The organism is Phyllobacterium sp. K27 (assembly GCF_054796155.1).
The window spans coordinates 2,067,938-2,093,213 of record NZ_CM139240.1 but is presented as its reverse complement, the minus strand read 5'-3'; the positions used below and the strand labels follow the sequence as shown (position 1 = coordinate 2,093,213).

Annotated in this window: 27 protein-coding genes and 2 tRNA genes; 5 read left to right on the top strand and 24 right to left on the bottom strand. The window is 51.6% G+C overall.

Going from position 1 to position 25,276, the window contains the following annotated elements; all coding sequences use genetic code 11:
• Positions 1 to 32: 32 nt before the first annotated feature.
• Positions 33 to 1,523, bottom strand: a complete 1,491-nt coding sequence (locus ACYJL1_RS10235) for a nucleobase:cation symporter-2 family protein (RefSeq protein ID WP_460895316.1) — start codon at positions 1,521 to 1,523, stop codon at positions 33 to 35.
• A gap of 118 nt (positions 1,524 to 1,641) precedes the next feature.
• Here ACYJL1_RS10235 and xth point away from each other — a divergent pair, with 118 nt between their 5' ends.
• A complete protein-coding gene (gene xth, locus ACYJL1_RS10230) occupies positions 1,642 to 2,421 on the top strand; it encodes an exodeoxyribonuclease III (RefSeq protein WP_460895315.1) in 780 nt (259 codons plus the stop codon).
• Between the two features lie 4 nt (positions 2,422 to 2,425).
• On the opposite strand, the gene ACYJL1_RS10225 is transcribed toward xth, so the two are convergent.
• The 8 genes from ACYJL1_RS10225 to ACYJL1_RS10190 form a co-directional block, all read right to left on the bottom strand.
• Positions 2,426 to 3,220 (bottom strand): tetratricopeptide repeat protein, encoded by a 795-nt coding sequence (locus ACYJL1_RS10225; RefSeq protein ID WP_460895314.1) that lies wholly within the window; start codon positions 3,218 to 3,220, stop codon positions 2,426 to 2,428.
• Positions 3,214 to 3,564, bottom strand: a complete 351-nt coding sequence (locus ACYJL1_RS10220) for a hypothetical protein (protein ID WP_460895313.1) — start codon at positions 3,562 to 3,564, stop codon at positions 3,214 to 3,216. The genes ACYJL1_RS10225 and ACYJL1_RS10220 overlap by 7 nt, the downstream gene beginning before the upstream one ends.
• A 288-nt stretch (positions 3,565 to 3,852) precedes the next feature.
• Entirely contained in the window at positions 3,853 to 5,118 is a 1,266-nt protein-coding gene (locus ACYJL1_RS10215) for an OmpP1/FadL family transporter (RefSeq protein WP_460895312.1), read from the bottom strand.
• Positions 5,119 to 5,500: 382 nt separating this feature from the next.
• Entirely contained in the window at positions 5,501 to 8,287 is a 2,787-nt protein-coding gene (locus ACYJL1_RS10210) for a valine--tRNA ligase (protein WP_460895311.1), read from the bottom strand.
• 239 nt (positions 8,288 to 8,526) lie between these two features.
• On the bottom strand, positions 8,527 to 8,673 hold the full coding sequence (locus tag ACYJL1_RS10205; protein WP_460895310.1) for a hypothetical protein: 147 nt from the start codon (positions 8,671 to 8,673) through the stop codon (positions 8,527 to 8,529).
• 43 nt (positions 8,674 to 8,716) lie between these two features.
• Positions 8,717 to 9,520 (bottom strand): PopZ family protein, encoded by an 804-nt coding sequence (locus ACYJL1_RS10200; protein ID WP_460895309.1) that lies wholly within the window; start codon positions 9,518 to 9,520, stop codon positions 8,717 to 8,719.
• 195 nt (positions 9,521 to 9,715) lie between these two features.
• Positions 9,716 to 11,143, bottom strand: coding sequence for a TolC family outer membrane protein (locus tag ACYJL1_RS10195; protein ID WP_460895308.1), 1,428 nt, complete (start codon positions 11,141 to 11,143; stop codon positions 9,716 to 9,718).
• A 138-nt stretch (positions 11,144 to 11,281) separates the two neighbouring features.
• Entirely contained in the window at positions 11,282 to 11,956 is a 675-nt protein-coding gene (locus ACYJL1_RS10190) for a protein-L-isoaspartate O-methyltransferase family protein (RefSeq protein WP_460895307.1), read from the bottom strand.
• Positions 11,957 to 12,387: 431 nt separating this feature from the next.
• On the opposite strand from ACYJL1_RS10190, the gene ACYJL1_RS10185 reads away from it, so the two are divergent.
• Entirely contained in the window at positions 12,388 to 12,939 is a 552-nt protein-coding gene (locus ACYJL1_RS10185; protein ID WP_460895306.1) for a GGDEF domain-containing protein, read from the top strand.
• Here ACYJL1_RS10185 and ACYJL1_RS10180 read toward each other — a convergent pair.
• The 4 genes from ACYJL1_RS10180 to ACYJL1_RS10165 all read right to left on the bottom strand — a co-directional run bounded on the left by ACYJL1_RS10180 (position 12,936) and on the right by ACYJL1_RS10165 (position 17,097).
• Complete coding sequence (locus ACYJL1_RS10180; RefSeq protein WP_460895305.1) at positions 12,936 to 13,730, bottom strand: APH(3') family aminoglycoside O-phosphotransferase; 795 nt, start codon at positions 13,728 to 13,730, stop codon at positions 12,936 to 12,938. The genes ACYJL1_RS10185 and ACYJL1_RS10180 overlap by 4 nt on opposite strands.
• Positions 13,731 to 13,818: 88 nt before the next feature.
• Entirely contained in the window at positions 13,819 to 15,096 is a 1,278-nt protein-coding gene (locus ACYJL1_RS10175) for a hemolysin family protein (RefSeq protein WP_460895304.1), read from the bottom strand.
• Between the two features lie 310 nt (positions 15,097 to 15,406).
• A complete protein-coding gene (locus ACYJL1_RS10170) occupies positions 15,407 to 16,600 on the bottom strand; it encodes a tyrosine-type recombinase/integrase (RefSeq protein WP_460895303.1) in 1,194 nt (397 codons plus the stop codon).
• Positions 16,600 to 17,097: an Arc family DNA-binding protein gene (locus ACYJL1_RS10165; protein ID WP_460895302.1), complete on the bottom strand. Its 498-nt coding sequence runs from the start codon at positions 17,095 to 17,097 to the stop codon at positions 16,600 to 16,602. The genes ACYJL1_RS10170 and ACYJL1_RS10165 overlap by 1 nt, the downstream gene beginning before the upstream one ends.
• Before the next feature lie 118 nt (positions 17,098 to 17,215).
• Here ACYJL1_RS10165 and ACYJL1_RS10160 point away from each other — a divergent pair, with 118 nt between their 5' ends.
• Both ACYJL1_RS10160 and ACYJL1_RS10155 read left to right on the top strand, forming a co-directional pair.
• A complete protein-coding gene (locus ACYJL1_RS10160) occupies positions 17,216 to 17,407 on the top strand; it encodes a DNA-binding protein (RefSeq protein WP_460895301.1) in 192 nt (63 codons plus the stop codon).
• An 83-nt stretch (positions 17,408 to 17,490) separates the two neighbouring features.
• Positions 17,491 to 18,138: a hypothetical protein gene (locus ACYJL1_RS10155; RefSeq protein WP_460895300.1), complete on the top strand. Its 648-nt coding sequence runs from the start codon at positions 17,491 to 17,493 to the stop codon at positions 18,136 to 18,138.
• Positions 18,139 to 18,568: 430 nt separating this feature from the next.
• On the opposite strand, the gene ACYJL1_RS10150 is transcribed toward ACYJL1_RS10155, so the two are convergent.
• The 11 genes from ACYJL1_RS10150 to ACYJL1_RS10100 form a co-directional block, all read right to left on the bottom strand.
• Positions 18,569 to 18,988, bottom strand: coding sequence for a hypothetical protein (locus ACYJL1_RS10150; RefSeq protein WP_460895299.1), 420 nt, complete (start codon positions 18,986 to 18,988; stop codon positions 18,569 to 18,571).
• A complete protein-coding gene (locus ACYJL1_RS10145; protein WP_460895298.1) occupies positions 18,981 to 19,166 on the bottom strand; it encodes a hypothetical protein in 186 nt (61 codons plus the stop codon). Before ACYJL1_RS10145 ends, ACYJL1_RS10150 begins: the two co-directional genes overlap by 8 nt.
• A 292-nt stretch (positions 19,167 to 19,458) precedes the next feature.
• Positions 19,459 to 20,778, bottom strand: coding sequence for a hypothetical protein (locus ACYJL1_RS10140; protein ID WP_460895297.1), 1,320 nt, complete (start codon positions 20,776 to 20,778; stop codon positions 19,459 to 19,461).
• A 484-nt stretch (positions 20,779 to 21,262) separates the two neighbouring features.
• On the bottom strand, positions 21,263 to 21,541 hold the full coding sequence (locus ACYJL1_RS10135; RefSeq protein WP_460895296.1) for a DUF982 domain-containing protein: 279 nt from the start codon (positions 21,539 to 21,541) through the stop codon (positions 21,263 to 21,265).
• A gap of 73 nt (positions 21,542 to 21,614) precedes the next feature.
• Positions 21,615 to 22,295, bottom strand: a complete 681-nt coding sequence (locus ACYJL1_RS10130; protein ID WP_460895295.1) for a hypothetical protein — start codon at positions 22,293 to 22,295, stop codon at positions 21,615 to 21,617.
• A gap of 154 nt (positions 22,296 to 22,449) precedes the next feature.
• Complete coding sequence (locus ACYJL1_RS10125) at positions 22,450 to 22,707, bottom strand: hypothetical protein (RefSeq protein ID WP_460895294.1); 258 nt, start codon at positions 22,705 to 22,707, stop codon at positions 22,450 to 22,452.
• Positions 22,704 to 22,880, bottom strand: a complete 177-nt coding sequence (locus tag ACYJL1_RS10120) for a hypothetical protein (RefSeq protein WP_460895293.1) — start codon at positions 22,878 to 22,880, stop codon at positions 22,704 to 22,706. The genes ACYJL1_RS10125 and ACYJL1_RS10120 overlap by 4 nt, the downstream gene beginning before the upstream one ends.
• Positions 22,880 to 23,182: a hypothetical protein gene (locus ACYJL1_RS10115; RefSeq protein WP_460895292.1), complete on the bottom strand. Its 303-nt coding sequence runs from the start codon at positions 23,180 to 23,182 to the stop codon at positions 22,880 to 22,882. The genes ACYJL1_RS10120 and ACYJL1_RS10115 overlap by 1 nt, the downstream gene beginning before the upstream one ends.
• 50 nt (positions 23,183 to 23,232) lie before the next feature.
• Entirely contained in the window at positions 23,233 to 23,850 is a 618-nt protein-coding gene (locus ACYJL1_RS10110) for a hypothetical protein (RefSeq protein WP_460895291.1), read from the bottom strand.
• Positions 23,851 to 24,357: 507 nt separating this feature from the next.
• Positions 24,358 to 24,431 (bottom strand) — tRNA-Cys (locus ACYJL1_RS10105).
• A 195-nt stretch (positions 24,432 to 24,626) separates the two neighbouring features.
• Positions 24,627 to 24,875: a hypothetical protein gene (locus ACYJL1_RS10100; RefSeq protein WP_460898002.1), complete on the bottom strand. Its 249-nt coding sequence runs from the start codon at positions 24,873 to 24,875 to the stop codon at positions 24,627 to 24,629.
• A gap of 233 nt (positions 24,876 to 25,108) precedes the next feature.
• Between ACYJL1_RS10100 and ACYJL1_RS10095 the strand changes: the two genes are divergently transcribed.
• Positions 25,109 to 25,183, top strand: a tRNA-Asn gene (locus ACYJL1_RS10095).
• Positions 25,184 to 25,276: the final 93 nt, after the last annotated feature.

Below are 25,276 nucleotides of genomic sequence, written 5' to 3'. Positions count from 1 at the left end.
GCCATTTGCAGCCCGGCCTGGCGAATTTTCCTTTAGGCTTCAGCGCCTTTCGCCGCCTCGCGCAAGTCGTCAACACTGCCTGATGCCCCATTAAAATACCAATTGAGCAGAACTGACGAAACCGATGCCAGCAGAATCCCGGATTCGATCAAGGGGTGAACAGCGTGCGGCATCCACATTTTGAAGTCGGGGGCCACCAGGGGGATCATTCCCAACCCCAGCGACACGGCGACGATGAAAAGATTATTGCGGCTCGACTGGAAATCCACCTTCGACAATATGCGTATTCCCGTAGCTGCAACCATGCCGAACATGACCAGTCCGGCTCCGCCAAGAACAAATTGCGGCAATGACTCTACGAGAGCGCCCATTTTTGGTACCAGCCCGAGTACGACCAGTATCACCCCGGCAGCTACACATACGAAACGGCTTTTAACCCCCGTTACGCCTACCAGCCCGACATTTTGTGAAAAACTCGTATAGGGAAATGTATTGAATACCCCGCCGATCACGGTGCCCAGACCATCTGTGCGAAGTCCGGCTGATAGCATTGGCCGCGTTATTTTCTTTCCCGTCAGATCGCCAAGCGCCAGAAACATGCCGGTGGATTCAATCATGACGACGATCATGACGAGACTCATGGTAATGATGAGGACCGGATCAAAAAGCGGCATGCCGAAGTGAAACGGCGTGATGACCGCAAACCATCCAGCAGAAGCAACTTTTTCGAAACCCATCATACCGAAGCTGGTAGCAACCAGCGCTCCGATGACAATGCCGAGAAGAACGGCAATATTTGCAATAAATCCTTTACCGAAGCGAGCAATGAGCAGGATCGAGATTAGCACAATAGCCGATATCGCAATGTTGGAAGGCGGCGCATAGGCGGGATTTTGCAGCGAAGGTGCCAATGCCAGTCTATCCGGCAATGCTGGCAAAGCCGAACCCGGCGCAGCAGCAAGGTCGGTAACAGTTTTCAGCCATGCCGCATGTTCCGGAGAAATGATTTTTGGGGCTGTAGGGCCAAAAGGATTGCCGAAAACCCAATTGATACCGACCCGCATCAGCGAAACGCCAATGACGAGGATAATAGTGCCTGTCACCACGGGCGGAAAGAAACGCAGCAGGCGGCTCATAAGCGGCGCGAGGAGCATGGCCACAAAACCGGCGCCAATAATCGCGCCAAAAATCAACCGCGCTCCATCCGGCCCGGTATTGGCGTTGGCCATGGCGACCATGGGGCCAACAGCGGCAAATGTTACGCCCATCATCACCGGCAGCTTTATCCCAAACCACTGGGTTGCGCCAAGCGACTGGATAATTGTCACAATGCCGCAAACAAAAAGATCGGCGGAAATCAAAAAGGCCACGTCCGCAGGTGCAAGCTGCAAAGCCCGCCCCACAATCAAAGGCACCGCAATCGCCCCCGCATACATGACGAGAACATGCTGAATTCCCAAGGCTGCAAGACGGGGCACGGGCAAACCCGCATCGACATCATGAATGTGTGAAGGACTGCTCATAAATACCCCCAATGGCTTGACCGGCTAATGACCGGACGAGTATCGTTTTCCCCATGAATGAGAATGGCCTATATTGGTCGCCGCGCAACTGAAAACTCAGCAAAGCCAAGTGTTTCCCATGAAAATTGTCACCTGGAACATCAACGGCGTCAAAGCTCGCATCGAGGTTCTCAAGGCTTGGTTGCGGGAATCCGATCCGGATATTGTTTGCCTGCAGGAAATCAAATCTGTCGATGAGGGTTTCCCGCGCGAAGAGATTGAGGCGCTTGGCTATCATGTTGAGACCAATGGGCAAAAAGGCTTCAATGGCGTTGCCATCCTGTCAAAGACCTCGCCGGAAGAAGTAACGCGGGGGCTTCCCGGCGAGGATGAGGATGATCACGCCCGTTTTATTGAGGCGGTTTTCTCAACTGAAAAAGGCATGTTGCGTGTCGTGTCGCTCTATCTGCCCAATGGCAATCCCATCGATACGGAAAAATTCCCCTACAAGCTGCGCTGGATGGCCCGTTTGGAAAAATGGGCGGAAAAGCGGTTGGCTCTCGAAGAGCCGCTAATCCTGGCAGGCGATTACAATGTCATCGCTGAACCGATTGACGCGCGCAATCCCGAAGTGTGGGTAAATGATGCACTGTTTCAACCTGAAACACGGCAAGCTTTCCGCCGCCTTGAAAATCTTGGTTTCACCGACGCTGTGCGCAGTGTGACCGATGCGGCAGGAACCTATACATTTTGGGATTATCAGGCGGGCGCCTGGCAAAAGAACAATGGCATTCGGATCGACCATCTCATGCTGTCACCGGAAGCAGCCAATCGCCTTGAATCTGCAAGCATAGAAAAACATGTCCGTGCCTGGGAAAAGCCCTCGGATCACGTTCCGGTCGCAATAATTATCGCCTGATAATTCAAAAGTCGCCGGTCCTCACGATATCTCCGGCCAGAACCATGGCCGTGCGGCGGTCCGCCTCATCGGCAATTGAAAAGGCCTGCTCCTGAATGTCGCCGATCCAGACCCGGTCCTTGCCGGTTGCATGTTCAAGCGCCGCTGTCATCATTGCAAGGCCGCGAACAGTCTTGCCTGCCTGAAACAATAGATTGCCAAGCATGGCCTGAGCGCCGGCATGGCCCTTTTGCGCAGAGAGCCGGAACCAGCGTGCTGCCTGATTGGGGCTTGCATTACCGCCCTCGCCGCGCATCAGCATTTTGCCAAGTTCAAATTGTGCGTCGGGATCGCCAAAATTTGACGCTGCCTGCAAATAAAGGTCACGAGCCGCACTTGGATTGGAATTGATCGGAGAATTGGGAATGCCGCGCCTTACATATCCGGCAAGGGCTACAAGCGCATCTGCAACATAGCTTTCATTCTGCGTGCCCTGATCGGCACCTTCCTGAATGACCTGTTCAAACATCTTGTAGGCTTCGTAATCGTCTTCCTTTACACCGTCGCCCTCGGCATACATTCGCCCGAGCTTCCAGTTTGCGCCCTGATGGCCCTTTTCAGCAGCAAAGCGCAACGCTTTGACTGCCTCATCCTTGTGACCATTTTTGTAAGCAGAAAATCCGAACTTGAAGAGAGCAAAGGGGCTGGAATCCTCGTTCATCTCATTCTTGGTATCAAAAGCCATGCAAGGCACGGTCATGGCGCTCAGAAAAAGACCAATTCCCACAATGGGAGCGAGTAAACGATCAGCAATCAGCATGGCAGCTTAATTCCTTCGTTCCGGTTCGCCGTTGTCGCAGCCACAGCGCGCGCCGGAACGGCAGACCGAATTTCAACACCGCCAGCCAACACCATCATGGTGGCTCGCAACGGGATGTCAGAATATCTCAGATCATTTGAGCCATGATTGGGCAGATTTCCGGCAATAGTGCGGCCCTCCAGAGAATTGGCCCAGTATTCAAGTTCCGGAGAAACGGCCGACGATCGCAACTCCAAAATGGCATTGCGATGAGTCACCACCTGGTGGCTGCCTATAGCTTTATGCGAAAGTAGTGTCGCGTCCATCATTACCCCAAACGGTACGCCAGCAAGATTGCCTGACATTTATACCTCTAAAAGGTTACCGCCTTATCGAGGTGCTCCGGGTTTGTGGCGCAAAATGGGCAAATTTGATTGCCGATAGAGCTGTGTGAATCATCCTGGTCACACTGTTGCCGAATCGTCACAAAACGTGATGTCAAAACCTAAAGAAATGATTAAAAATGCTGCCAACGACGACCCCACGCGATAGGGTGACATGCAATTGTTGCTGATACTGGCAAATGGCAGCGCCTATGCAACAAAAAGCCCAGCATCTCTGCCGGGCTCTTTTGCTATCTGTTGTTTAGGAAACTAGAATTTCAACTTGCCTGAGATCGAAAGCGCACTGACGAAGTCATCCCCGAAGTCATACTCTACCGAGTTGCCGCATCCACCGTTTCGTGGGCAATCAGTCTTACCAAATGAACCCGAAGTGAGCATTCCGACTGCCCCGCCAGCACGGATTTCAAAATTCTTGTTCGGCGACCACGAAACGCCGGTCGAAAGCAGCCATGTGTCGGTCTGGGTGGTGAGACCAGTCGAGGTTCCACGATCCCAGCTAACCTGAACCTGCCCGCTCCACTGGTCATTGAACTTGTGACCAATACCGCCGGTTACAGTCCAGCCATCGCGGAACATAAGATCGATCGAAGTGGCGCGAGTTGGTGAATTAACGCTACAGCCTGCGATAGCCTTTGTAGAGGATGGGCAGAACGTCACGACGTCCAACACACTCCAATCGACCCACTTAACCGAACCGAATGCCAACCAACCTGGTGCAATACCTGTCTGAAGCTTGAACTCGAGCGACTGAGGCATCGTAGCTGTACCGTAAACATCGGTCACACGCCCCGCCAGTGGGCTACCGACTGGCGGAAGACCGGTCAGGTCGAGCGTACCGGTAACGTCGCCGAGATCAACCTCCGCGTTGTAGATCAGACTTGCGCGGAACGCGATTTCTGGAATCTCGTAAGCAGCACCAATGCGCCAGCCCACACCATCACCTTCAAGTTCCAGCTTACCATTCCCATCAAAACCGAATGGCTTGCCGGCAGGATTGACTAGACGTTCCTTGAAGCCTTCAACTTCTTGGTAAGACACCCCACCGATAGCACGCAGTTGGCCTTTGCCGACATCAAACTTATAGGAACAAGTCAAACCGTAGTCATGACTCTCGATCTTGGTTTCAATGTTCTCGTTTGCACCAACCCAGTCAGAACCGGGTTTCGTGTGAACGCCCCATGGCTGGCTATACTGCGCAAGACAGTCAAAATCCTGAGTTATGCCGACCTTGACGCCAACGCGCGGAATTGTGTAGTTCTCCGTCTCGCTGACTGATGTCTTTCCACCGCCGATACCATTGGCACCCAGACCGTCTGATGGATCTGTATCCCGCGCGTTTTTGATCTTGCGGTCCGGCATAACGTAAATAACACCAGCTTCCGACGCAAAACGCTCTTCGCTGAACAGTAGATCGTAGTTGTAGCCTCCGCGCTCCAGCCCCCCGGCCTGTGCAGCGGAGGCCACACCTGTCAACAATAGTGCCCCGCCCAACATTGTCGAAATAGTTTTAGGCATAATTCCTCCCCTTAAAGCTTAAATATGTGCCCGAATGTCAGCGTAATTCGGAAAATGTTACCAATACGTAATAGGTAACAAAGCATTCTCGTCGAGCGCAATATCTTTGATTGTGGCCGGTTATCGAAGAAAAACGGGAGATTCTTCAAAAATCGATTTTTTGCGGCAATCGGTTCAAAATTATCGCGGCTTTCGCACTAGTCACAAAGCATTATGCAAAAAACAGGGGGTTTTTTAGCCGAAAAACGTCATTGTTGCGCAAATGCAACGCACATCAAAAATGACAAAATTGGGGCTTTTGATCGGCTGAAATGGGGTGGCCTGCCGCCTTTTTCAAGGGCAAGCCACCCCGAATGTCGTAATCGACGATCAAATACGGGAATCAGCTCGCCTCACGAACGCGCCGTATTGCCACTTCGATTTTACCGGCAGCCTCCTGCAGTTCCGCCAGTCGCTCGCGCTCTGCCTGCACAATCTCCGGCTTGGCATTGGCCACAAATTTCTCATTGCCAAGCTTTTTGCCGATCTTGTCACTCTCATCGGCAATCTTGCCCGCCTCTTTCGTCAGACGCGCAATTTCGGCATTGACATCGATGAGACTACCCAGTGGCAAACATGCTGTCGCTTCACCGATGACGAATTGTGCCGAACCTTTCGGGGCTTCGCTGCTCAATGTTATGGTGTCCACACGTGCCCGCCACTTGATCGCAGCTTCATGGCGCTCCAGCCGAGTCTTGGAGGCTTCATTGGCATCGATGACAACGAGTGGAGCGACCGCTGAAGCAGGCACATTCATCTCGGCACGCACGGAGCGAATGCCCGTTACCAGATCAATCAGCCAGTTGATCTCTGCTGCGGCATCAGCATCAAAGAATAACGAAACAGGCCATTCAGCGTGGCACAGTAGTGTTTCACGTTTTGCGCCCTCGCCCGCTGTATGGGCCCAGAGTTCTTCCGTCATGAATGGCATGAACGGGTGCAAAAGCTTATAGATCTCATCAAGCACATAAGCAGCGCATGCCTGCGCTTCCGCCTTTGCTTCCGCGTCTTCGCCATTGAATACCGGCTTCAAAAGCTCGATGTACCAGTCGCAGAACTGGTTCCATACAAAACGATAGGCAGCGCTTGCCGCCTCATTGAAGCGATAATTGGCTATACCGTCAGTCACCTCGCGTACCGCATTGGTGAGCTCGGTCAGAATCCAGCGGTTAACCGTCAGTCTGGCATTTTCCGGCTTGAAGGATGGGTTACGCGCAACACCATTCATTTCAGCAAAGCGGGTCGAGTTCCAAAGCTTGGTACCGAAATTGCGATATCCTGCAATACGGCTCGTATCCAGCTTCACATCGCGACCCTGTGCCGCCATGATGGCAAGGGTAAAGCGCAATGCATCGGCCCCGTACTCATCCATCAGCTCCAGCGGATCGATGACATTGCCCTTCGACTTCGACATCTTCGCACCGTTCTTGTCGCGGACAAGCGCATGCATATAGACGGTGTGGAAAGGCTCCTTATCCATAAAGTGCAGGCCCATCATCATCATCCGAGCAACCCAGAAAAAGATAATGTCAAAACCGCTGACCAGAACACTGGTTGGATAATAGGTCGAAAGCTCAGGTGTTTTATCGGGCCAGCCGAGCGTTGAGAAAGGCCAGAGCGCCGAAGAAAACCACGTATCGAGCACATCTTCGTCGCGTGTCAGGATTTCCCCCGGTTTCAGGTTCTCCAGGAGGTTCTGCACATGGGCCTTCATCGGGCCTTCATGCGCAAGATAGTGTTGAACCGCTGCGCTGAGCGCTTCTTTCTCTGTACGCTCAACGAAAACCTGACCATCCGGGCCGTACCACGCCGGGATCTGATGCCCCCACCACAATTGGCGTGAAATCGCCCAGGGCTGGATGTTTTCCATCCAGTCATAATAGGTCTTTTCCCAATTTTTTGGCACAAAGTTGGTGCGTCCTTCGCGGACACTGGCAATGGCTGGCTTGGCGAGTTCGCCCGCATTCACATACCACTGATCTGTCAGATATGGCTCGATCGGCACATCGCCGCGATCGCCATGCGGTACGGAATGGGTGTGATCCTCGATTTTCTCCAGATAGCCGCCCTCTTCCATCATGGCGACAATCAGTTTGCGTGCTGCAAAACGATCCTTGCCGTCCAGCGCATGGATGAGCTGATCCAGATGACTCGATTTCTCCAGACCTTCCAGGAAATCATTGTTTTCCTTAAGGAAAATCGATGCATCCGTATTGAGAATATTAATCTGGCGCAGATCGTTGCGTTTACCCACTTCAAAATCGTTGAAATCATGTGCAGGGGTGATCTTCACGGCACCCGACCCAGCTTCCGGATCGGCGTAATCATCAGCAACAATAGGAATATGGCGGCCGACGAGTGGCAGCACCACATCATTGCCAACCAGCGCGTGATAGCGCGCATCGTCAGGATTGACAGCAACCCCCGTGTCGCCAAGCATGGTCTCCGGGCGCGTTGTTGCAACGACAATATATGTATGCGGATTTTCCGGATCGAACGCGACATTTTCCAGCGGATAGCGGAAATGCCACAGATGCCCCTTTATCTCGCGTGACTCGACTTCAATATCGGAAATCGCAGTCAGCAGCTTGGGGTCCCAATTGACCAGACGCTTGTCTTTGTAAATGAGCCCCTGCTTGTAAAGTGTAACGAAAACCTCAAGAACGGCCTTCGATAAGCCTTCATCCATAGTAAAGCGTTCGCGTGACCAATCGCAAGAAGCGCCAAGCCGTTTCAACTGTCCGGCAATGATACCGCCGGACTCCGCTTTCCATTCCCACACACGCTCAACAAACTTTTCGCGGCCCATCTCACGCCGGCTCGGCTGCTGACGCTCCTTCAGCTGCCGTTCGACAACCATTTGCGTTGCAATACCGGCATGATCCATACCCGGTTGCCACAAGACATTCTTGCCACGCATCCGCTCAAAGCGGACCATAATATCCTGAATGGTATTATTCAGCGCATGGCCCATGTGCAACGAGCCGGTCACATTTGGTGGTGGTATGACTATCGCAAAGGGATCTGCGCCCGGCTTGGAACCGGCGCCCGCCTTAAAGGCGCCCGCTTCTTCCCAGCGTTTTGCAATCTCTGGCTCTACGGCCGCGGCGTCATAGGTCTTCTCAAGCATAAAACTATCCGTCATTTTGCGGAAAAAGGATTGTGGGGCAAATTTCGCTCTAGGGTGTAAACCCAATGGCGAGCCTCAAGTCAATGATATCATACGTCCGAACAGAAAAGACCGCCATCTGGCGGCCCTCTATCAATGCGTAGGATGGTCTGACAACTAGAGCAAATTTTGTCTATATAGAGCCAGTTCTGTTTCTCGGATGACGAGACAGTCCACGCGGAAGGTAGCGAGGTCGATGTTTATCCATCGGACGAAGCTGCCTGACAAAGTGGGTGGCCGTCAGCCGGAAACCCAAAGGGCCGGGTGAATTCGAGCCAATTCCATCGGGCTTCAGTCTCGTCCGATGGATAAACATCGGCCTCACTAAATCCCTTGATCTTGTCCACGAATTCCCTCCGGCAGAATGACTCTATATAAACAAAACTTGCTCTAGCGCTTACCGCCTCGGACCACACGTTCAATTTCTTCGCGAACGAGGCGCTCAACCAAGGTCGGCAAATTATTATCCAGCCAGTCTTGCAGCAAAGGCCGCATGATTCCCTGTGCGATTTCATCAAACGACCGCCGCTGCTCACTGCGAACAGCAAATGACAGATCTTCAAATGCGGCGCTAACCTGACGTTCAGTGCTTTCAGAAAGAATCGGCTCCAACGCCTGCGCCAGATCAAGCGACACTTCTTCCTCCATATTCGTCTCGAATTTGTCGACTGCTATGGGCTCTGGTGACTTTGCCGTCGGTGCAGATTCTGCCTCGCTTGACGGCTCACTGAAATGCGCATGCGCCCTTGTCTCCGGTTGTGAAGGCGCTACCTGCTTTTCCGCAACCTGCTCTGCAACGAGCAACTCTTCCACGGCGAGTGCTTGTGGAACAGGTGCGATGGCCTCTGCGGGGGCTTCAACCTCTGGCATATCCGTTTCAAGCGGCTTCGAAGCCACATCAGGCAAAGAAGGCGAAAACATTGGCTCAGGCTTTTTCTGAACGGGCGGCGTAACGGCAATTCCCTGCCGTGGAGCAAGTTCAGCCCCTTCGCTGTCCAAACTATCCTCAAGCTGTAGATTGGATGTCGTTTGAGTTGGCATGTCAGAGTTTACAGCCGATGGCGGTGCGTCATCGGGCCGGGCCGTGTCGCTCTCCTCAATGATGCGGCGTATCGAGGCCAGAATCTCTTCCATGGAAGGTTCGCGCGCCGCGCTTGATAGACCTGCGGATGCGCCGATTGGTGATTGTGCCATGATCAACTTGCCTACTACATCTTGTTTCGGTGCGGTGCAACGAATCTGCATGCAGTGTAGAGGCTGGTTGCCTATTTGAGAATCCCTGAGAGCAATGTTTCGGGCTAACCCACAGACTTTTGATTCGCCCTTTAGAAATGAAATTGGCCGCCGGATATTATCCAGCGGCCAAACTTCTATCCATATAAGGCTCGATTATCGGCTATCAGGCGTACGAAGGCCGATCCACTTGTCTTTCACTGCCTCATAATGTTCTTCCGGCCGGTGTTCAGCCACCTGCAATCCGATTTGTGCCGCTGTCAAACGACCAGCTCCCAACAAAGCGGCATAGCTGGTAACAACCGCATCGCGCTCCGACTGGACCAATCGGATTTGCGCGTCCAGAACATTGGTTTGTTCGTTCAAGACGTCGAGTGTTGTCCGCTGGCCAACTTTACGCTCTTCGATAACACCATTTAAAGCGAGCTGCGCAGCAGCAACAGCCGTTCTTTGGGCAACGATAGATGCCTTGGCCGCTTCCATCTCTGCATAGGCGCCCGCAATAGCCTGACGAACACTATCTCGCGCTACGTCGACTTCGATACGGCGCTGCGCCACGGTTTCTTTACCCTGACGAACGCGGGCCGATGTGCGCCCGCCACTATAAATCGGAACGGTCACCCGAATTCCGGCCGACGCACTTGTCGAATTACTCGTGCTGGTAGCCAGATCGCTTGGGTCGCCCCATATTTCGTCTCGCGTAATCTCGCCCCGCAAACTTACCTGGGGAAGCAACTCACCTTCTGTTGCTTTGACCGTATAGCCGGCTGCATCCACCGCATAGCGTGTTGAAAGAATAGCAGGATGCGTGTTCTCCGCGATGGCGTAAGCCTCGTCCATATTGCGCGGCAGTGACTTTTTGGCAGCCGGTGCACGCTCAAGGCGACCCGGCACATCCCCGACAATCTGGATATAGGTTGCCTCGGCCGTCTTTTCATTTGATTTGGCAAGATTCAGCTCGGCAATTGCTGTCGCCTTCTGCGCATCTGACTGTGCAACGTCGGTACGCGTGCCTTCACCCACATCAAAACGGGCACGCGCCGCACGAAGCTGCTCGTCGAGCGCTTCGATATTCCGCTGCCGAAGAACGACAATCTGACGGGTCAGATAGACATCCATATAGGCTTGCACCGCGGCGAAAAGCTGATTCTGTTCGGTGTTGCGCAAGTTCTCGCGGGCCGCAAGTACTTGTGTTTTTGAGGCTGACACCGTGTTCTTTGTGGTGAAGCCGTCAAAGAGCATCTGATTGACGGTAACGCCGAACACGGCAGTGTTCGCCGTGCCATCATTCACGAACCCTGTGCCTGTCGGCCTCCCCCGTCCATCCAGCCTCGTATAAGTTGATGTGAGGTTTGCAGAAGCAGAGATAGTCGGCCGGTAGCCCGATTTGGCAATCGCGACGCCTTCATCTGTAACGCGAACGCCCGCTCTGGTGGCGTTAAGAGTGGAGTTGTTGTTGTAGGCTTTGGCCATTGCGCCAAAGATTGTCTCAGCCATTGAAGGCGTAGAGGCTAGTACCGTGGCTGACATCAGCGCTGCGGTCAGTAATCGCTTACCCGCTATGAACACTATAAACCCCTTCATGTCTCAATATCAGACCGAACCAATCGGTTCGACGTTGTAATTTCAATACAAGCCAATTTCCAAATTGACCACAGTTGCAAATCCCAATTCGCAAACAAAGTGATCAACCGTTGCACTTATGTCTCACGTGCGACACGCTCAGAACTCGAATTCAGGAACTTTGCCGAAGCCTGGAAGTGGCTTCACTGCCGAATTGAAAGCGCGACGTCCTGATACGATTCCCTCGTTCTTCACGTAAATCATTGATTTTCCGGAGTTCCCACTGCCTTCAACGGCAACGAGTCGCCCCCCATCCTTCAACTGATCGAATAATGTAACAGGAACGTGGTCAACGCTACCCTCAATTATGATTACATCGAACGGCGCTTCAGGCGCGTGACCCTTTTCCAGCGGCCCAGTCAAAACCACAACATTATCATAGCCAAGGGATGACAGGATCGCAGTTGCCTGCCCGGCGAGATTCGCGTCAGACTCCACAGCGATGACCGAGCCGGAGATTCGCGACAGAATTGCAGCCGAGTACCCCGTTGCACAACCGATATCGAGAACAACATCTTCAGGCTGAATATTGGCGAGCTGAACGAGCTTGGCAAATGGCGAAGGCTGCATGATGTAGCGCGCGCCAGCCTCGGCTGTTGCCATGGAAACCATGACATCATCATCAATATAAGCGAGCGGTGCGCGAACACTTGGTACGAATTTCTCACGCGGGACATCCAGGAATGCCTGCAACAGGGGCTTGTTCGTCACATCAGTTGTACGCAACTGGTTATCGACCATTTTGGTCCGCAGGTCTTCGAAATTCAGCACCATATTCCCGAGCTTTCCTAACAACATTAGCAGTGCAATCGCGCTATGCACCCAACAAAGGCGCAAGACGCAAAAGCATTATGAGACTCCGTATAACCTTTTCCGGAAAGCGATTCCAGTATCTGAGGCTACGCAGGACACTTCGCCCGTGCAAAACATGTTATGCGAGTTGAACACGGACCCGGTGAACTCGAAAGCATATCGGAACCAACATGCCAACCCACAAGGGGTGGTGTCAAAAAATGAACTGCACGTCAATTGAACGCTGCGCCGCAAAATATTTCTACTGACTTTCCGATACCGGTTACTTTCGGTTTGTGATAAAACCTTCTTAACCCTATGAATCTTCCTGTGTTGTATCCGATGTCGGCACCTGTCATTCTACACACAGCAAAAATGGAGTCGTTCAAGTGAACGATGGGAACTTTAGGCGAATGATTGAAACCAAGGGATTTGGTGATTTTCCTGTCAGCCAGGACGAGCTTACGGGACTTGCCGACCGCGCTGCACTAGAGGAACATCTCGATAGTCTGTTCGGCTCCTACGCTGATAGTGACTTCGATGACCGGCTGCAGTTTGCAATTCTTTGCATTGATCTGGATGGGTTCAAGCAATTCAACGAAAAATATGGGCGCGCCGAAGGTGATCTTGTATTGAAACTCGTCGCTGACCGCCTTCAAACATGCATGCGCAAGAATGATGTGGTCTACCGTATTGACGGTGATGAATTTGCTGTCGTGTTGCTACAGGTCACAGCCAATGAAGTGGCGAGCGTTGCAGATCGTATCATCGGCAGTGTTTCCCAGCCCTATGACCTTGTCAATGCGGATCCCGCCGCGATCACAGTCACCATCGGGGCAGCCCTTGCGCCGCGCGATGGCGACACACCGGAAAGCCTGCTCTGGTGCGGAGATGCAGCCCTTTATATTGCCAAGAAGGCAGGCAAAGGCATTTATCGTCGTTACTCCGAGCGTCGCTCAAGCTAAAAGAACTCATCAAGCAGTCGATAATACGCCACACGGGTGGGATCAGCCTCAACTCCGTACAATGTAAAGAATGGGCCAACCCATTCGGCTCCTAGGTTGTGCTCAATGCTCCGGCTGGCCAAAGCAAGATCCTGATATCGATCTGCGATGCCGAGGCGTGCGCAATCAACAAAACCGCTAAACTGCGAGCCATCACTCAATATATTCGGTAAGCAGGCATCACCGTGCGTTACCACCAAGTCCTCATCGTCCGGACGCATGGCCACGAGCTTTTCGAATAGTTCAGCTGCACTCGGTCCGACCTCATCAAAATCGGACTCATCCACCTGATTGCCAATCATTCGAGCATGAGCAACTGGAATTCGGTTGTCCAGGCAATGATTGAACGGACAATTGGCTATATCCAGCCGGTGCAGAAGCCGCAGGGAACGGGCGACTATCTCTATAACAGCTTGAGCCGGAATTTCCCCGTTCGATGCAAGATCGCGTCCCGGCACCGCACTCATCAGCAGCCAAAGGCGGCCGCTGTCTTCGACCTGGTCCAAAACATCGGGCACAGCTATACCCTGCCCTGCAACCCACCGTAGCCGCAATATCTCATCGGACAGCTCATTGAACTTTCCGCTAGGGTTGCTTTTGACAAATAATGGTGGACGATCCGCCGCTTCGAGCCGGAACACGAGCGCACCGGATTCTCCAATGGTTTGTGCTATCCAACGATATTCCGCCAGCCGGTTCTGCCAAGCCGATGGCATATCCCGATCGGGGCTGGTTAATTCCGGTAAGGTCATGAAACTTGAACTCGTTTACTGTGAAATATCCCGAATTTAAAAGGACAGGTATGGCTCCTTCCCTTCGCTATCGTTGAGGACGGCGTTGCTACGAAAGCCGGGTGGCCAGAACCTTGTCCACGCGGCGATGATCGAGATCGACCACCTCAAAACGCCAATTGTCGAACTCCATGGCTTCGCCCGTCTGTGGGATTCTCTGCAAACGGTCAATGACAAAACCTGCTACCGTTTCGTACGGTCTCGTCGCGGGTAGATCTATTCCCAAAAGATCCGCCATCTCATCCACGGGCATCCAGCCTGCAAGCAGCCAGGAACCATCCTCCCGCCTCACCGCTTCCGGCTCTGCTTGATCCTCATCCGATGCAAACGCACCTGCAATAGCGTCGAGAATGTCGGCAGGCGTGAGCAACCCTTCGAAGTGACCATACTCATCATGGACCAGTGCCATGGGAACGTCAGAGTCGCGCAGGACTTTGAGTGCAGCCAATGCGTCAAGCGTATCCGGGATGATGGGCGCCTCCCTTATATATTCGCGAATCACAACCATTGATGATGCAACCATTGGTTCGATCATGTCCCGCAACATGATAACTCCGATGACATTGTCCCGGTCACCTTCGAAAACCGGAAGACATGAATGATTTGCGGATATCAGTTTGCGATTCAGTGCCATCGCATCTTCACCAACATCCACCATCTCGACTTCCGTGCGCGGTGTCATGACGGCACGCACGTTTCGGTCGCCGAGCCGGATAACGCCGGAAATCATAGATCTTTCGGCCTCCTCGATCACTCCGGTGTTTCCCGCCTCTGCTACGATCGTCAGAATTTCCTCATCGGTAATCGAACTCTCCGATGCAGTTGAAATGCCCAACAGTCTGAATACGCCCCGAGTCGATGCGTCCAGCGCCCAGACGGCAGGCGCTGCCACCCGCGACAGGATATTCATGGGCCGAGCGATGAAGCACGCAATGCGTTCCGGATTTTTCAGCGCCAAGTGCTTCGGCACAAGTTCGCCAATAATGACAGAGAGATACGTAATAATGCCGATAACGAGCGCGTAGCCGCCTATATCGGCAATATCGGAACGAACACCCAAACCGCTCAGGAACCCACCCATGCGTGTCCCCAGTGTGGCGCCCGAAAACGCACCCGCGACGATTCCAACAAGCGTAATGCCGATCTGTACGGTGGACAGAAATTTACCGGGGTTTTCTGAAAGGGCTATCGCTGCACGAGCTCCGGCAATACCGCGATCTGCCAATATCTCCAGACGGGCTTTTCTGGCTGACACAACCGCCAGTTCCGAAAGCGCAAACACGCCATTGAGGATGATAAGAAATCCGACGACAGCCATTTCAAACATGAAGCAAGAAAATCCCGAAGAAACCAATCTTATAGATCAGTCATTAAGTTTTTGTGCAAAGAAATCAGTCGCTTGGAACGTTGTTTCCTTAGCTGCGCATTCCGCGTAAGCCGAGCAAAGATATCACATTGCACCAGTGTGTAATATGAGTACGTAAGCCACTTTTGTTAGGCTCACTACCAAATAAATGATCATATCGGTAAAAAATGGAGGCCTCGCCCGGAATCGAACCGGGGTGCAAGGATTTGCAGGCTTTCACCTGACATTGTTTTCAAAAGATAATTTGCCGTTATGTCGCAACCATGTCGCACTAACCTATCAGCGCATTGGCTGCTTCCGCCATCTCACTACCGTCATCAGTGCGCGGAAATAGGTGGCCGTACACATCCATGGTCATAACAATCGAAGCATGTCCAAGCCGCTCTTGAACCATTTTGACCGGCAAGCCCAGTCCGCCATCTTCCTTACGATTGATCAGCCAGCTGGCGTAAAAGTGCCGCAGCGAATGAAGCCCTGAATACTTAGCTTTGAGGATCGGCTTGCCGTTTTTGTCGAGTTCTCCCGTATCAACAGTCACCCCTGCCCTAATCATCGTCGGCACCATGCCCTTATTGATTATGTTGGTGTGAGAACGTGGATCACCATCGGGATTGCCGAACACGAGGCCAGATCCATTTGTTTGCTTCAGCTTCTGTTCTTTCAAGGCGTTGATGACCAACGTCGGCACTGGAATGGTTCGAACGCCTGCTTCTGATTTCGGTGGCCCTATCTCTCCAAACTCATCTGCGCGCTGGTTGACGTTGATTTCTTCGCGTTTCAGATCGATGTCCTGCCAGCGCAAGCCACGCAGTTCTGACGAGCGCATGCCAGTGAATACCGCAGTGACCAGCAATGGCCTCCAGTGAGGTTCCAAAGCAGCAACAAAGGCTCTGATCTCCTCGCGGGTAGGAATGTCCACACCGATCTCCAAGCGCCCCTTTTGACGTCTCTCAGAGCGTCGTTCACGGCCTTTCCTGCTTCCACGTATGTCACGCACTGGATTACGTGTCGCAAGCCCTCTCTCGCCAGCATCAGACAGAATTGATCCTACCGAAGTAAGCACCTTTTTCACCATGGCGGCAGAACGCCCGCCCTTGCGCAGCTTGTCTTCAAAATCACGCACTGCCGGAACAGTAAGCTTTGACAGTAGCGTCTGCCCGATCATGGGCGTGATGTGATGTTCCAAATGGCTCTTGCGTTGGTTGATTGTGGATCGCTCTAGGCCAGCGCTTTCCCCAGATGCAATCCATAACTCACCAGCCTTCTCAACAGTAACGCTCGCACTGTCGGCAACATGGACGCCTTCGCGCACCTCAACTTTGGCCGTGGCCGCAAACTGATCTGCTTCCTTCTTGAGCTTGAAAGTTTTCAGACGACGAACACCCTGGCTATCGAAGTAGTCGACAACCCATGAAGTGCTTTCGACGCCTTTGGCATTTGCCCATGTGCGTTTGCGGACGGACATTATTTTTTGTCCTGACCATCATCGGGAAACTCTGGATCCTCGGGAAACACTATCTTTGCGGTAGTTCCATGCTCTTGAAAACTCTCGAATTCTTCCTCGTCGAGATATTCCATGGTGCGATCCTCGGCATCCTGCCGTTCAATCTCATCCCATCGTTCCAATGTTTCTTTCACCTTTTCGAAACCAGCGTCGGGAAAGTCATAGACTCTGCCCGTGACGATTCCTTTGAGCGTGTCCCGCAACTCATTCCCCAGAACGTTTATTGAGTTTTCGTCTATGCCAAATTCTAGTGCTTTGATCATCTTACGAATTTCATCAATCTTCATTTCAAAAGACCAAGGCTCCGGAAATTCGCGCTCTAATATACGAACAATCTCCGTGTTCATGGAGCGACCATGGCGCTCGGCATAAACCTTAATTCTGTCCCTCAATCCAGCCGGTAGGCGGATTTGAAAGCGTTCGGCTAGTTGGCTTGGGTACTTCTGATCGTCACTCATTTCGTATGAATGCAACTTGCACCCAGAAAAAGCAAGAGTGCTACTTGCACCTATGGTTAACGAGTGGTATCGATACAACGTGAGTGCAACTTGCCTCCATAAACGAAAGGAGAACTCCGTGAGTGAAGATCAATCAGAATCCTTGGAACTTGTATGGGGGATTGAATCGATTTCCAAAATTATAGGGAGGACGTTCCGCCAAACCCACTACATGCTTTCGAACGGCCAGTTACCTGCAAAGCAGGTCGGGGAGCGTTGGGTGGCCTCGCGCTCAAAGCTCATCGCCTTTTTCATGGAGGATGCAGCGTAATGGAAACCAGAAATGAAAAAGCCCGGCCAGGATTGCAGTCCTGCCGAGCCACGGTTCTCACCAATCCCTCGCGAGGAAAAGCTATGAACGAGACAATTGATATCATACATGCCGGACGGGCCGCAACTCCCATGATTAGCTGCGATACATCGCTGATGGCCCTACAAGCCCTCATAGGGCAGCACCAAGACCTCTACGCCATGGATGAGTTGACGTGGGACAAGGTGGCTGAAATCGAAGACTCTCCCACGATGCGTGCACTCAAGGTTCCAAGCGTTCATGTTGGACGACGACTTCTAGGACGTGACGAAGACGGGAACGATGTATGGCAGCCGATCCATGCTTATTCCGATGAAGAAATAGATCACCACATAGATCAGCACCTTCATTCAGCATTGCACATGTGCGGCAATCGGGAGGATTGGAAAGAACCTCATCGGGTCGCCTACAACGCCAAGCGTGCTGTTCACAAAGCAAATCTCGCTGCGTTGAAAGAAGCGGCAAAGAAGATTGAAGACGAGTGCGGTTACACCGCTGCGCTGGAGGCTGCTCGCAAAACGAAGTCTTTGGTTGACGATGTCGAGAAACAGGTACTCAGCTTCGTTCCCTCTTCTCTGGCTGCAGCCGCTACTCTGGCGGGGTTTGTCTGTTCAAATCTAGATGGCAAAGCCTACTTCGATGATGATGCAATTCTCGCAACACTGAAGTCCATCGCGGAGGCTTCGTCATGAGCGTGATGATCCGCTAACGCATATGGGTTTTTGCGGTTCACGGCCACATATGCGGATATTCGCACGGTAGGTTCATCGGTCGGTGCGCGGTTCTACGACGCGCTTACAGCCCCTCAACTCCCCGGAGCAAATGCCGCCACAACTGCTTCTGCGGCAAATATCAACGTGAATGGCTCTGGCCAATTACAACGTTCAACTTCATCTTTGCGATACAAGACCGATGTCGAGGACATGGCGGATGAATATCGTGATGCCATCTTGCAAATGCGTCCGGTCAGCGAGTCTGTATGACCGAATGCAGGTGTTGGACCGGATGGAGCGGTTGAAAGGGACCGGCGCCAAGGGATACCGCCGCCGTGAGCTATAGAATATCATCTTATCAATCAGCCCGGTTTCCTCACGGATGCCGGGCTTTTTTTGCGTTGTGACGTTATTTCAGAGCTCGGCGCACCTGCTTGAGGTCCATTGTTGGAACCGCTTTGCAGGTGCCGGTATACGCGATTGTGTGCTCTCCCGTTTCTGTGCTTCCAAGGTCTGCCTCTTCGTCACCGGGAAGGGTAATAGGAGCGTAATAGCGAATATCCATGGCGTTGTTTAAGTAGTTTCCACCGGTCGCTGATACCCTCAAGGCAGCGCAAGAAGCGCCCTTGGTGCAGATGATTGCTTTCTCTTCATCCGCATAAATGAGAGTGCTGCCGCTCTTGTTGTCGCCGCTAGACACGGATTCAAGGTTCACGTCGAACACTTCATGTGAACTCGGAGTACACAGAAACGGCGATTTAGCTATATCTGCCCCTGCAACACCGCTAAATAAACACAAACCGAATAGCCCTGTCAGCGGTCTAATCATCACTGCCGCCTTTTGGGTTTTCAATCGCCCACGCAATTGCCTCTTCTTTTGTCGAAAAGACTGGGCTGACCGGGCCGTCATCATTCCACGCTGCAAAGCCACCAGACTCTTGCATTGAAAAAATGTTATACCCACCATGCTTCGTCATATCGGGCAGCTCGGGTTTGTCATTGGGCATGATAATCTCCGCAAGTTGTGTCTAAAGCCGCTCAGTAGTGTCACATGATCGATCTATTAGAATTCAGCGCCGCTCTCTCCTTCGGGATGGGGCGGCAATTTTGCGTTTTGGTGTAAGCCAGGTGGGTATGTAGGAGCCGTCTCACAGGGCAATAAAAAAACCCCGCAGAAGCAGGGCTTTTTATGCATGGTAAAAGTCGAGAATTCTCACCCACCATTTGACATGTCAATCTCCTAAAGACGACTTATTCAGATACTAAACTACACAGAGGTTAAAAAGTTTCAACACTTTTCTAAAAAGAGCTGTCGTACAGGATCACCTCGCCAGCAGCTATCGAGATGAGCGATGCCCATGGAAGCAATTTATCGTAGTTGTGTTTTGTTGGTAGGATCACGCCAGCCGTGCGCTCCTCTTTGCCGTGAGAGAGAGCATTTCGTATTTTCCTAATAGTCGAGCAAAAATTAGGAATTCCGCTATTGATGAAATCTGCATGGCTCTTGTCGCTCGTAACCAGAGCGTCAATCGAGAAATCACCTTCAAAATCAGTTTTTGAATTGAAGGCATCGATATTTGATGCAATCTCTGCCCACAAAAGTTCTGGGTCCACCGAAGTTTTGATTACATTTTCCATTTTAGCATAGTCGTCGATTCGTGACTTCTTCATAGCTATAATGACATCGTTAGTTATCTGATTTATGTCATCAAGTGCGTGGGGAGTGAGCAGAACTTTTTTTATCGCTAGCTTCGGTGCGCTTTCAACGAAGTAAAATGCGGCATGCTCAATGATGCGGTAAGAATAAAGGAACCTTCTTGATGAATCTGGTTGCTGGCAAGCTTTCCAAAATTGGAGGAGTTGCAGATCCAAAGGCTTGGTATTGATTTTTTCCGGAAATTTTCCGATGCGATAACGATTATGGTTTACAATCGAACCTACCGATGTCTGAGGGGCATGAATCAACACCATAGGACTAAGGTCGTCGTAATATGAAATATAGAAATTAAGCGTCTCAAGGAAGCTGATTAAATCATCTTCTTCTAGAGCAATATTCCTAATCCAAAAAGACCTTGGCACGTCAAAGTTCGATTCAACTTTGATACTGCCTTTATTCCTTTCAAGCTCGATCATGTACCCCCGAAACGATGTTAAATTCCGATAGGCTGACTCAGTTGGCCCCACTTCAACAAAGTTTTTAGCAATGAGTTTTGCCCGCTCGCTCGCTAAAGCGAAGTTGCAATTATAATCAACCCCAGCATACGAAATGCTAAAAGACCGGTCTTTAACTTCATCGAGCCGGGAGCTCACTTTAAAAGCGGTCCATATGACTTCAAGATCGTTCTTATCCTTGTGGAATATAGCAGACAGTCTCTCTGGGAAAAACACATTGGACAACTCTTTTAAAAAGGTTATTGCCGCAGACTTCTCTTGGGGAATTGTGAGTGCGATAGATGTATCCCCCCAGGGTTTAACAATTGCAAGTCGCTTTTCTTTGTCGTTTTTAAGGGATCCGAGTCCCGATTTTGGATTATTCTTTTGAAATTGTTCAACGTATTCTGCACCAACAATCGCAGGTGTAGTCGATAAGCTTTGTTCGTCTGGTACAATAGCGTCCATCGTTCCCCCCTTTGTACTTCACTCATATTTCCACATCATGCTTGCGTCAATCTGCCCAAACTTCTCGTGTGAACGCGCATTTACCGGAACTATTCTGCATTGCGTCTCTCCCTAGAAGTAAGTGCCATAAGTATCGCCCCCTAGATTTGAACATAATGACGACAAACGCGAAGCCGAAGCGATGAGGTGACGGACCGGTTTCTCGATATGGTTTCGTCAAAAGATATGTACGCTATTCATCAAGAGGCTATCAAAGCAGGTTGGGGCTTGCCGGAGGTGCAGCGGGCCATCGATGTTCTTGTGCTGGAAAATGCAAGAGAGTCGGGCGAGGATTTGCCCTGTTAGGTTCAACATAAGGGAGGCTTGGCGCTATGGTGAGTTTTCAACGGGGAAGCGCCAAGCCAGTTGCCGGTCGGGTGGTGGCTTCGGCAACCGCATAAAAATGCGGGAACTCCAAAAAAGTTACGATTTCACGGATTGCTCCTTAAGCCCTGCGCCGCATCTTGCCCTTGCGCCACTTTTCCAGCTTCCCATTTGATACCGGACGGCCAGCTGCTTCGATGTATATGTCCGCTTCCTTCGCGGCTTCAATGAAAGCCATGCGCGCCACGCCGGGCGACATTTCCCCATCGTAGCATTTAACGAGCGCGTGCTTGGCAATGTCGAGCGTTTCGCTATCGGTGCCCGGCCATTCGTTCACAATGAATTCTGCCGCCTGCATGACGGAGGTTACTACCTTCATCTTGCCGATCTGTCGGGTCATTACGGTTACTTCTTTGAAGGCTCTGTCTTCCATGAGTCGGTGAACGACTCTTGCGGCCGATCAGGTCCAGCACTTAATCATCAGTCTCAGGCAAAAGCGGAGGCTTTGGAGGCGCAGGGAGGTTTCGATCGTAGGTAAACCTTTCAATGACCGTTGTGCCGGGCTTCCAGTTGAACGGCGTCTCATCATCCGCAACCCGCGAAAACAGTCTTGTTGCCTCAAAAACGAGGCCAGTTTCAGGGGTGACGTAAAACACCACTTCTGCCTCTCGTGGCCCGCGCCTCCAGTTTGCATTATAAACGTCAACCGTTCGTTCCTCGATGATTTTGCTGTCCAACTTGGAACACGATTCAAAAACGGTAAGCGAACCATCGAGCGGGACGCGTGGACGTTCCAGCCATATTCCATCACCAAGCTGCCAGTATATGAGCCTATCCCGGTATCGTTCCTCCATTAGAAACTTCGACTTTGTTTCGCCCGGCTCCGTTTCAGAGAATGATACCTGATACCGGCCAGAGTTTCGCGTGTTTTCGTAGATATGAGTCAGGGCGCTGCAATCTACTTCCGTTGCCTTAACTTCATTCAATCCAACGAAATGTACCAACACTGCGCTAGCACACCAAGAAATCGCTTTAAGTTTCTTTATCAAGAGCTTTCCCCTTATGCTCTCCACAGTACCAGCTAATTCCATAGCGCCCTGTAAAGCCAAAGCTGCCCCACGCCTTGCAGCCGGGGTGATCGCACCAATGCTCAACAATCTTCTGTGGCGCTTCCATGTTGGATGGTTGTTCTGGCTTGGGTGAGGGCGAAGTTTCAGACATCGGGCTTCTTCATCAATTTCGATAAATGGATATTGACCGAGTGCGCTACATTTTCATCAAGTGCAAGTGTGAGAAGGACCATTCGGATTAACCTCCGTCGCGCTGACCGAACATGATTGCATCGATGATATTCTCAGGTTCATTCGATAGATCATTGAATGCTGAATCTAGCGCAAACCTGTCCCACACCACGCGGCCATCAATCCGCTTCGGTTTTGGCATTCGCCCATCATTCACCAACTGCTCGAACTTTGTTGTCCCCACACCAATATATCTGGCGGCAACTTCACGGGGCATGCCGCGGGGTGGATAGGCAATAGCATCTGGACGGAGGCGGCCCGTCACATCCGTATCACTTTCGTCTTGGTCGGCTCGACCGCCGCCGGCGCATCCTTCGGTTCATAAGGCGAAACTTGCAGCGAACCATCGGCATTCAGCCTGATAGCGACGTTCTGCTCTTTGGCCACGATCGCCGTGGAACGGATTTGAGCCCTGGTCCAATTGAGTTTTTCGGTCATCAGCTTTTCATTTTCTGGTTCAGTCGATGTAATAGAGCGGCTTGGGCGGCTTTGCCGTTGAATGCCGGGGGAGAGCGCGTGTCGATGGCTGGCGTGGGCTCTGTGGGCTTCCTACGGCATTTCTCAACCATGTCTTGAATGCCTTGTCGGGTAACGAAATCCTTGCGCGCAATCTGAATGATTTCGAGGTTGCCCTTTGCTGCTTCGGTACGGAGAGAAGATGGGGTTAGTTCTCCGCGGAATATCTTCTCGCATGCTTCTTTCAGCGTCATCAGACCAAGGTCGTTGGGATTATCGCTCATAAGTACCCCGTGCCTTTATCCAGATCGAACTTCCAATTGAGTTCATATTATTACCCGATCATGCGGGCGTTCCATGCTGGAGCCGAACGCTTTGCTATACCGATGAAATCAAGGACGTCCACGTCTGTTAGGATAACTGCGTCGTACCAATCGAGCTTCTCCGGTAGTACGTTCCAATTCGGAAACATGTGAGGACAATCGCGGATCAATATTTCGACATGTTCGCGATTCTGATGCTTCAAAATATTATTCAGAAGGAGAAGCCTTGAAAGACCGAAGTCCACGACGTGGTTCTTGGCCTCAAGTAGAGCTTCGACAAGCTTTACATGGGAGCGTACAGGCTTGGTTGCGACGGATTGGACGTACCTCTCCCATAAATGATAGATCGGGGCGATCATGGACTTTCGAAAGACCATGGCACAATCGTTTGCCGCCTCGATATCGAATTCCAGAGCGTTCTCATGGCGGTAGACCAAATTCCCCTGGCCCGAGCCGTCTAAATCCTCCCACTGATCAAGATCTTCCCCAGACTCCAAGTATTCCTCCAGCTTTTGCTTAGCGTGGGCTATCTCGGAAGCCAGAGCGCGGGCAGATAATTCAAAATTCGATTTGAGAATGTCCATGCCTCGGTGGAACTTGTAGGCTTCGGTATCGAAATCTAATTTCAAGAGCTGCTCCTAGCCGCAATCGGAGTGGCGACCAGCCACAACGCTCGATCATTTGCAGAGGTTTCTGAGGTCGTCAATCTGAATTGCAGACGTAAGCCATCATCCCCTCAGAGGAGGTTGCAATGCGTGTCATCGCTTTTTGCGGATCGCGAATTTGGTTAGCCTCGCCAGGCCCAAATAGATTGCAAATAAAAGCAGCGCGCCAGGTCCTAGAAAAAAGTACATCAGCACAACGACATGGGTTCTAGTCCATCCCTCGCCCCTGATCGTTTTTAGGACTGCATTGATCATTACGTTCCAGCATCCGCGACGTCATTTATTTGGATATGTGTGCAGAGCGCCGCGAATCGGTCAATGCATGTTGCATCCATGTCGCATGGATTTGCCGTGCGTGAGTGAAAATCGTTGCAAATCAATGGCATCGTGTTGCAGTCAAATGCAACATGAAATCCGTCGAGCACCAATCTAAGTCAAAGCGTAAGTTTTTGATTTTATTATGTAATTTGTTGGAGGCCTCGCCCGGAATCGAACCGGGGTGCAAGGATTTGCAGTCCTCTGCGTAACCACTCCGCCACGAGGCCTCAACTGCAAAATAGCTAATGAAATTAACTACTTAAAGAAGTGACGCATTTTCATTCCGAACTCGGTCACTTGCGGCGTTCTGCATAGTCGTTTTTGTTTTGTGCTGCAACAGCTAAAATGAAGCTTACACATCTGCGCTGCATTCTGCTTAACGAATCGAAATTATCGCCCGGCGCATTGATACGAGGCAGCCATCAGCTTTTATCCCTGCCCGATCCGAATCGGCTGGCTTTCCAGCGGCGCAGAATTTTCACTTCGATCTGGCGGCGCTTGCGCCGAACGATTGCCGAATCCTGTGAAAGCACGACAAGTCCCAGCGGCACCATCCAGAATCCAAGCACCGGCAGAAAACCCAACATACCTCCGGCAACCAATCCTCCACCTAGCGTGCGACGCATTGCCACCGATTGCGGTACAGGTATGTGCCGCCCGAGAATGCGGATGCGCCGATGCGTCCTAGGCCTTTCTGCCTGATCGCCAAGGTTATCGGTCTCTTTAGGTCCGTCGGACACTCAAACTCTTTCTTCTGAATTGCACGAGATAGCCCTGATGTAGGAAGTGTTTTTGCCGATGCCAGCGTTTTATTGTGCACATTATGTAAAAAAAAGTGAAATGGTCCTTTGCAAAAGCGAAACCCTTTTGCTATAGGCCACCTCGCTGATGACTGAAAAGCTATTCCCCGGTAGCTCAGTGGTAGAGCAACCGGCTGTTAACCGGTTGGTCGCTGGTTCGAATCCGGCCCGGGGAGCCAGTCACTTCAAAGGCTTAGCGAGAAATCGCTGAGCCTTTTGCTTTTCTGGAAATGTTTCTCGGCAAAACAGATCACCACTGCCCATCTTAATGA

Coding starts and splice junctions, on each gene's coding strand:
- ACYJL1_RS10235 (WP_460895316.1), bottom strand. CDS start 1,523: ATGAGCAGTCCTTCACACATTCATGATGTCGATGCGGGTTTGCCCGTG.
- xth (WP_460895315.1), top strand. CDS start 1,642: ATGAAAATTGTCACCTGGAACATCAACGGCGTCAAAGCTCGCATCGAG.
- ACYJL1_RS10225 (WP_460895314.1), bottom strand. CDS start 3,220: ATGCTGATTGCTGATCGTTTACTCGCTCCCATTGTGGGAATTGGTCTT.
- ACYJL1_RS10220 (WP_460895313.1), bottom strand. CDS start 3,564: ATGTCAGGCAATCTTGCTGGCGTACCGTTTGGGGTAATGATGGACGCG.
- ACYJL1_RS10215 (WP_460895312.1), bottom strand. CDS start 5,118: ATGCCTAAAACTATTTCGACAATGTTGGGCGGGGCACTATTGTTGACA.
- ACYJL1_RS10210 (WP_460895311.1), bottom strand. CDS start 8,287: ATGCTTGAGAAGACCTATGACGCCGCGGCCGTAGAGCCAGAGATTGCA.
- ACYJL1_RS10200 (WP_460895309.1), bottom strand. CDS start 9,520: ATGGCACAATCACCAATCGGCGCATCCGCAGGTCTATCAAGCGCGGCG.
- ACYJL1_RS10195 (WP_460895308.1), bottom strand. CDS start 11,143: ATGAAGGGGTTTATAGTGTTCATAGCGGGTAAGCGATTACTGACCGCA.
- ACYJL1_RS10190 (WP_460895307.1), bottom strand. CDS start 11,956: ATGGTGCTGAATTTCGAAGACCTGCGGACCAAAATGGTCGATAACCAG.
- ACYJL1_RS10185 (WP_460895306.1), top strand. CDS start 12,388: ATGATTGAAACCAAGGGATTTGGTGATTTTCCTGTCAGCCAGGACGAG.
- ACYJL1_RS10180 (WP_460895305.1), bottom strand. CDS start 13,730: ATGACCTTACCGGAATTAACCAGCCCCGATCGGGATATGCCATCGGCT.
- ACYJL1_RS10175 (WP_460895304.1), bottom strand. CDS start 15,096: ATGTTTGAAATGGCTGTCGTCGGATTTCTTATCATCCTCAATGGCGTG.
- ACYJL1_RS10170 (WP_460895303.1), bottom strand. CDS start 16,600: ATGTCCGTCCGCAAACGCACATGGGCAAATGCCAAAGGCGTCGAAAGC.
- ACYJL1_RS10165 (WP_460895302.1), bottom strand. CDS start 17,097: ATGAGTGACGATCAGAAGTACCCAAGCCAACTAGCCGAACGCTTTCAA.
- ACYJL1_RS10155 (WP_460895300.1), top strand. CDS start 17,491: ATGAACGAGACAATTGATATCATACATGCCGGACGGGCCGCAACTCCC.
- ACYJL1_RS10150 (WP_460895299.1), bottom strand. CDS start 18,988: ATGATTAGACCGCTGACAGGGCTATTCGGTTTGTGTTTATTTAGCGGT.
- ACYJL1_RS10145 (WP_460895298.1), bottom strand. CDS start 19,166: ATGCCCAATGACAAACCCGAGCTGCCCGATATGACGAAGCATGGTGGG.
- ACYJL1_RS10140 (WP_460895297.1), bottom strand. CDS start 20,778: ATGGACGCTATTGTACCAGACGAACAAAGCTTATCGACTACACCTGCG.
- ACYJL1_RS10135 (WP_460895296.1), bottom strand. CDS start 21,541: ATGACCCGACAGATCGGCAAGATGAAGGTAGTAACCTCCGTCATGCAG.
- ACYJL1_RS10120 (WP_460895293.1), bottom strand. CDS start 22,880: ATGACCGAAAAACTCAATTGGACCAGGGCTCAAATCCGTTCCACGGCG.
- ACYJL1_RS10115 (WP_460895292.1), bottom strand. CDS start 23,182: ATGAGCGATAATCCCAACGACCTTGGTCTGATGACGCTGAAAGAAGCA.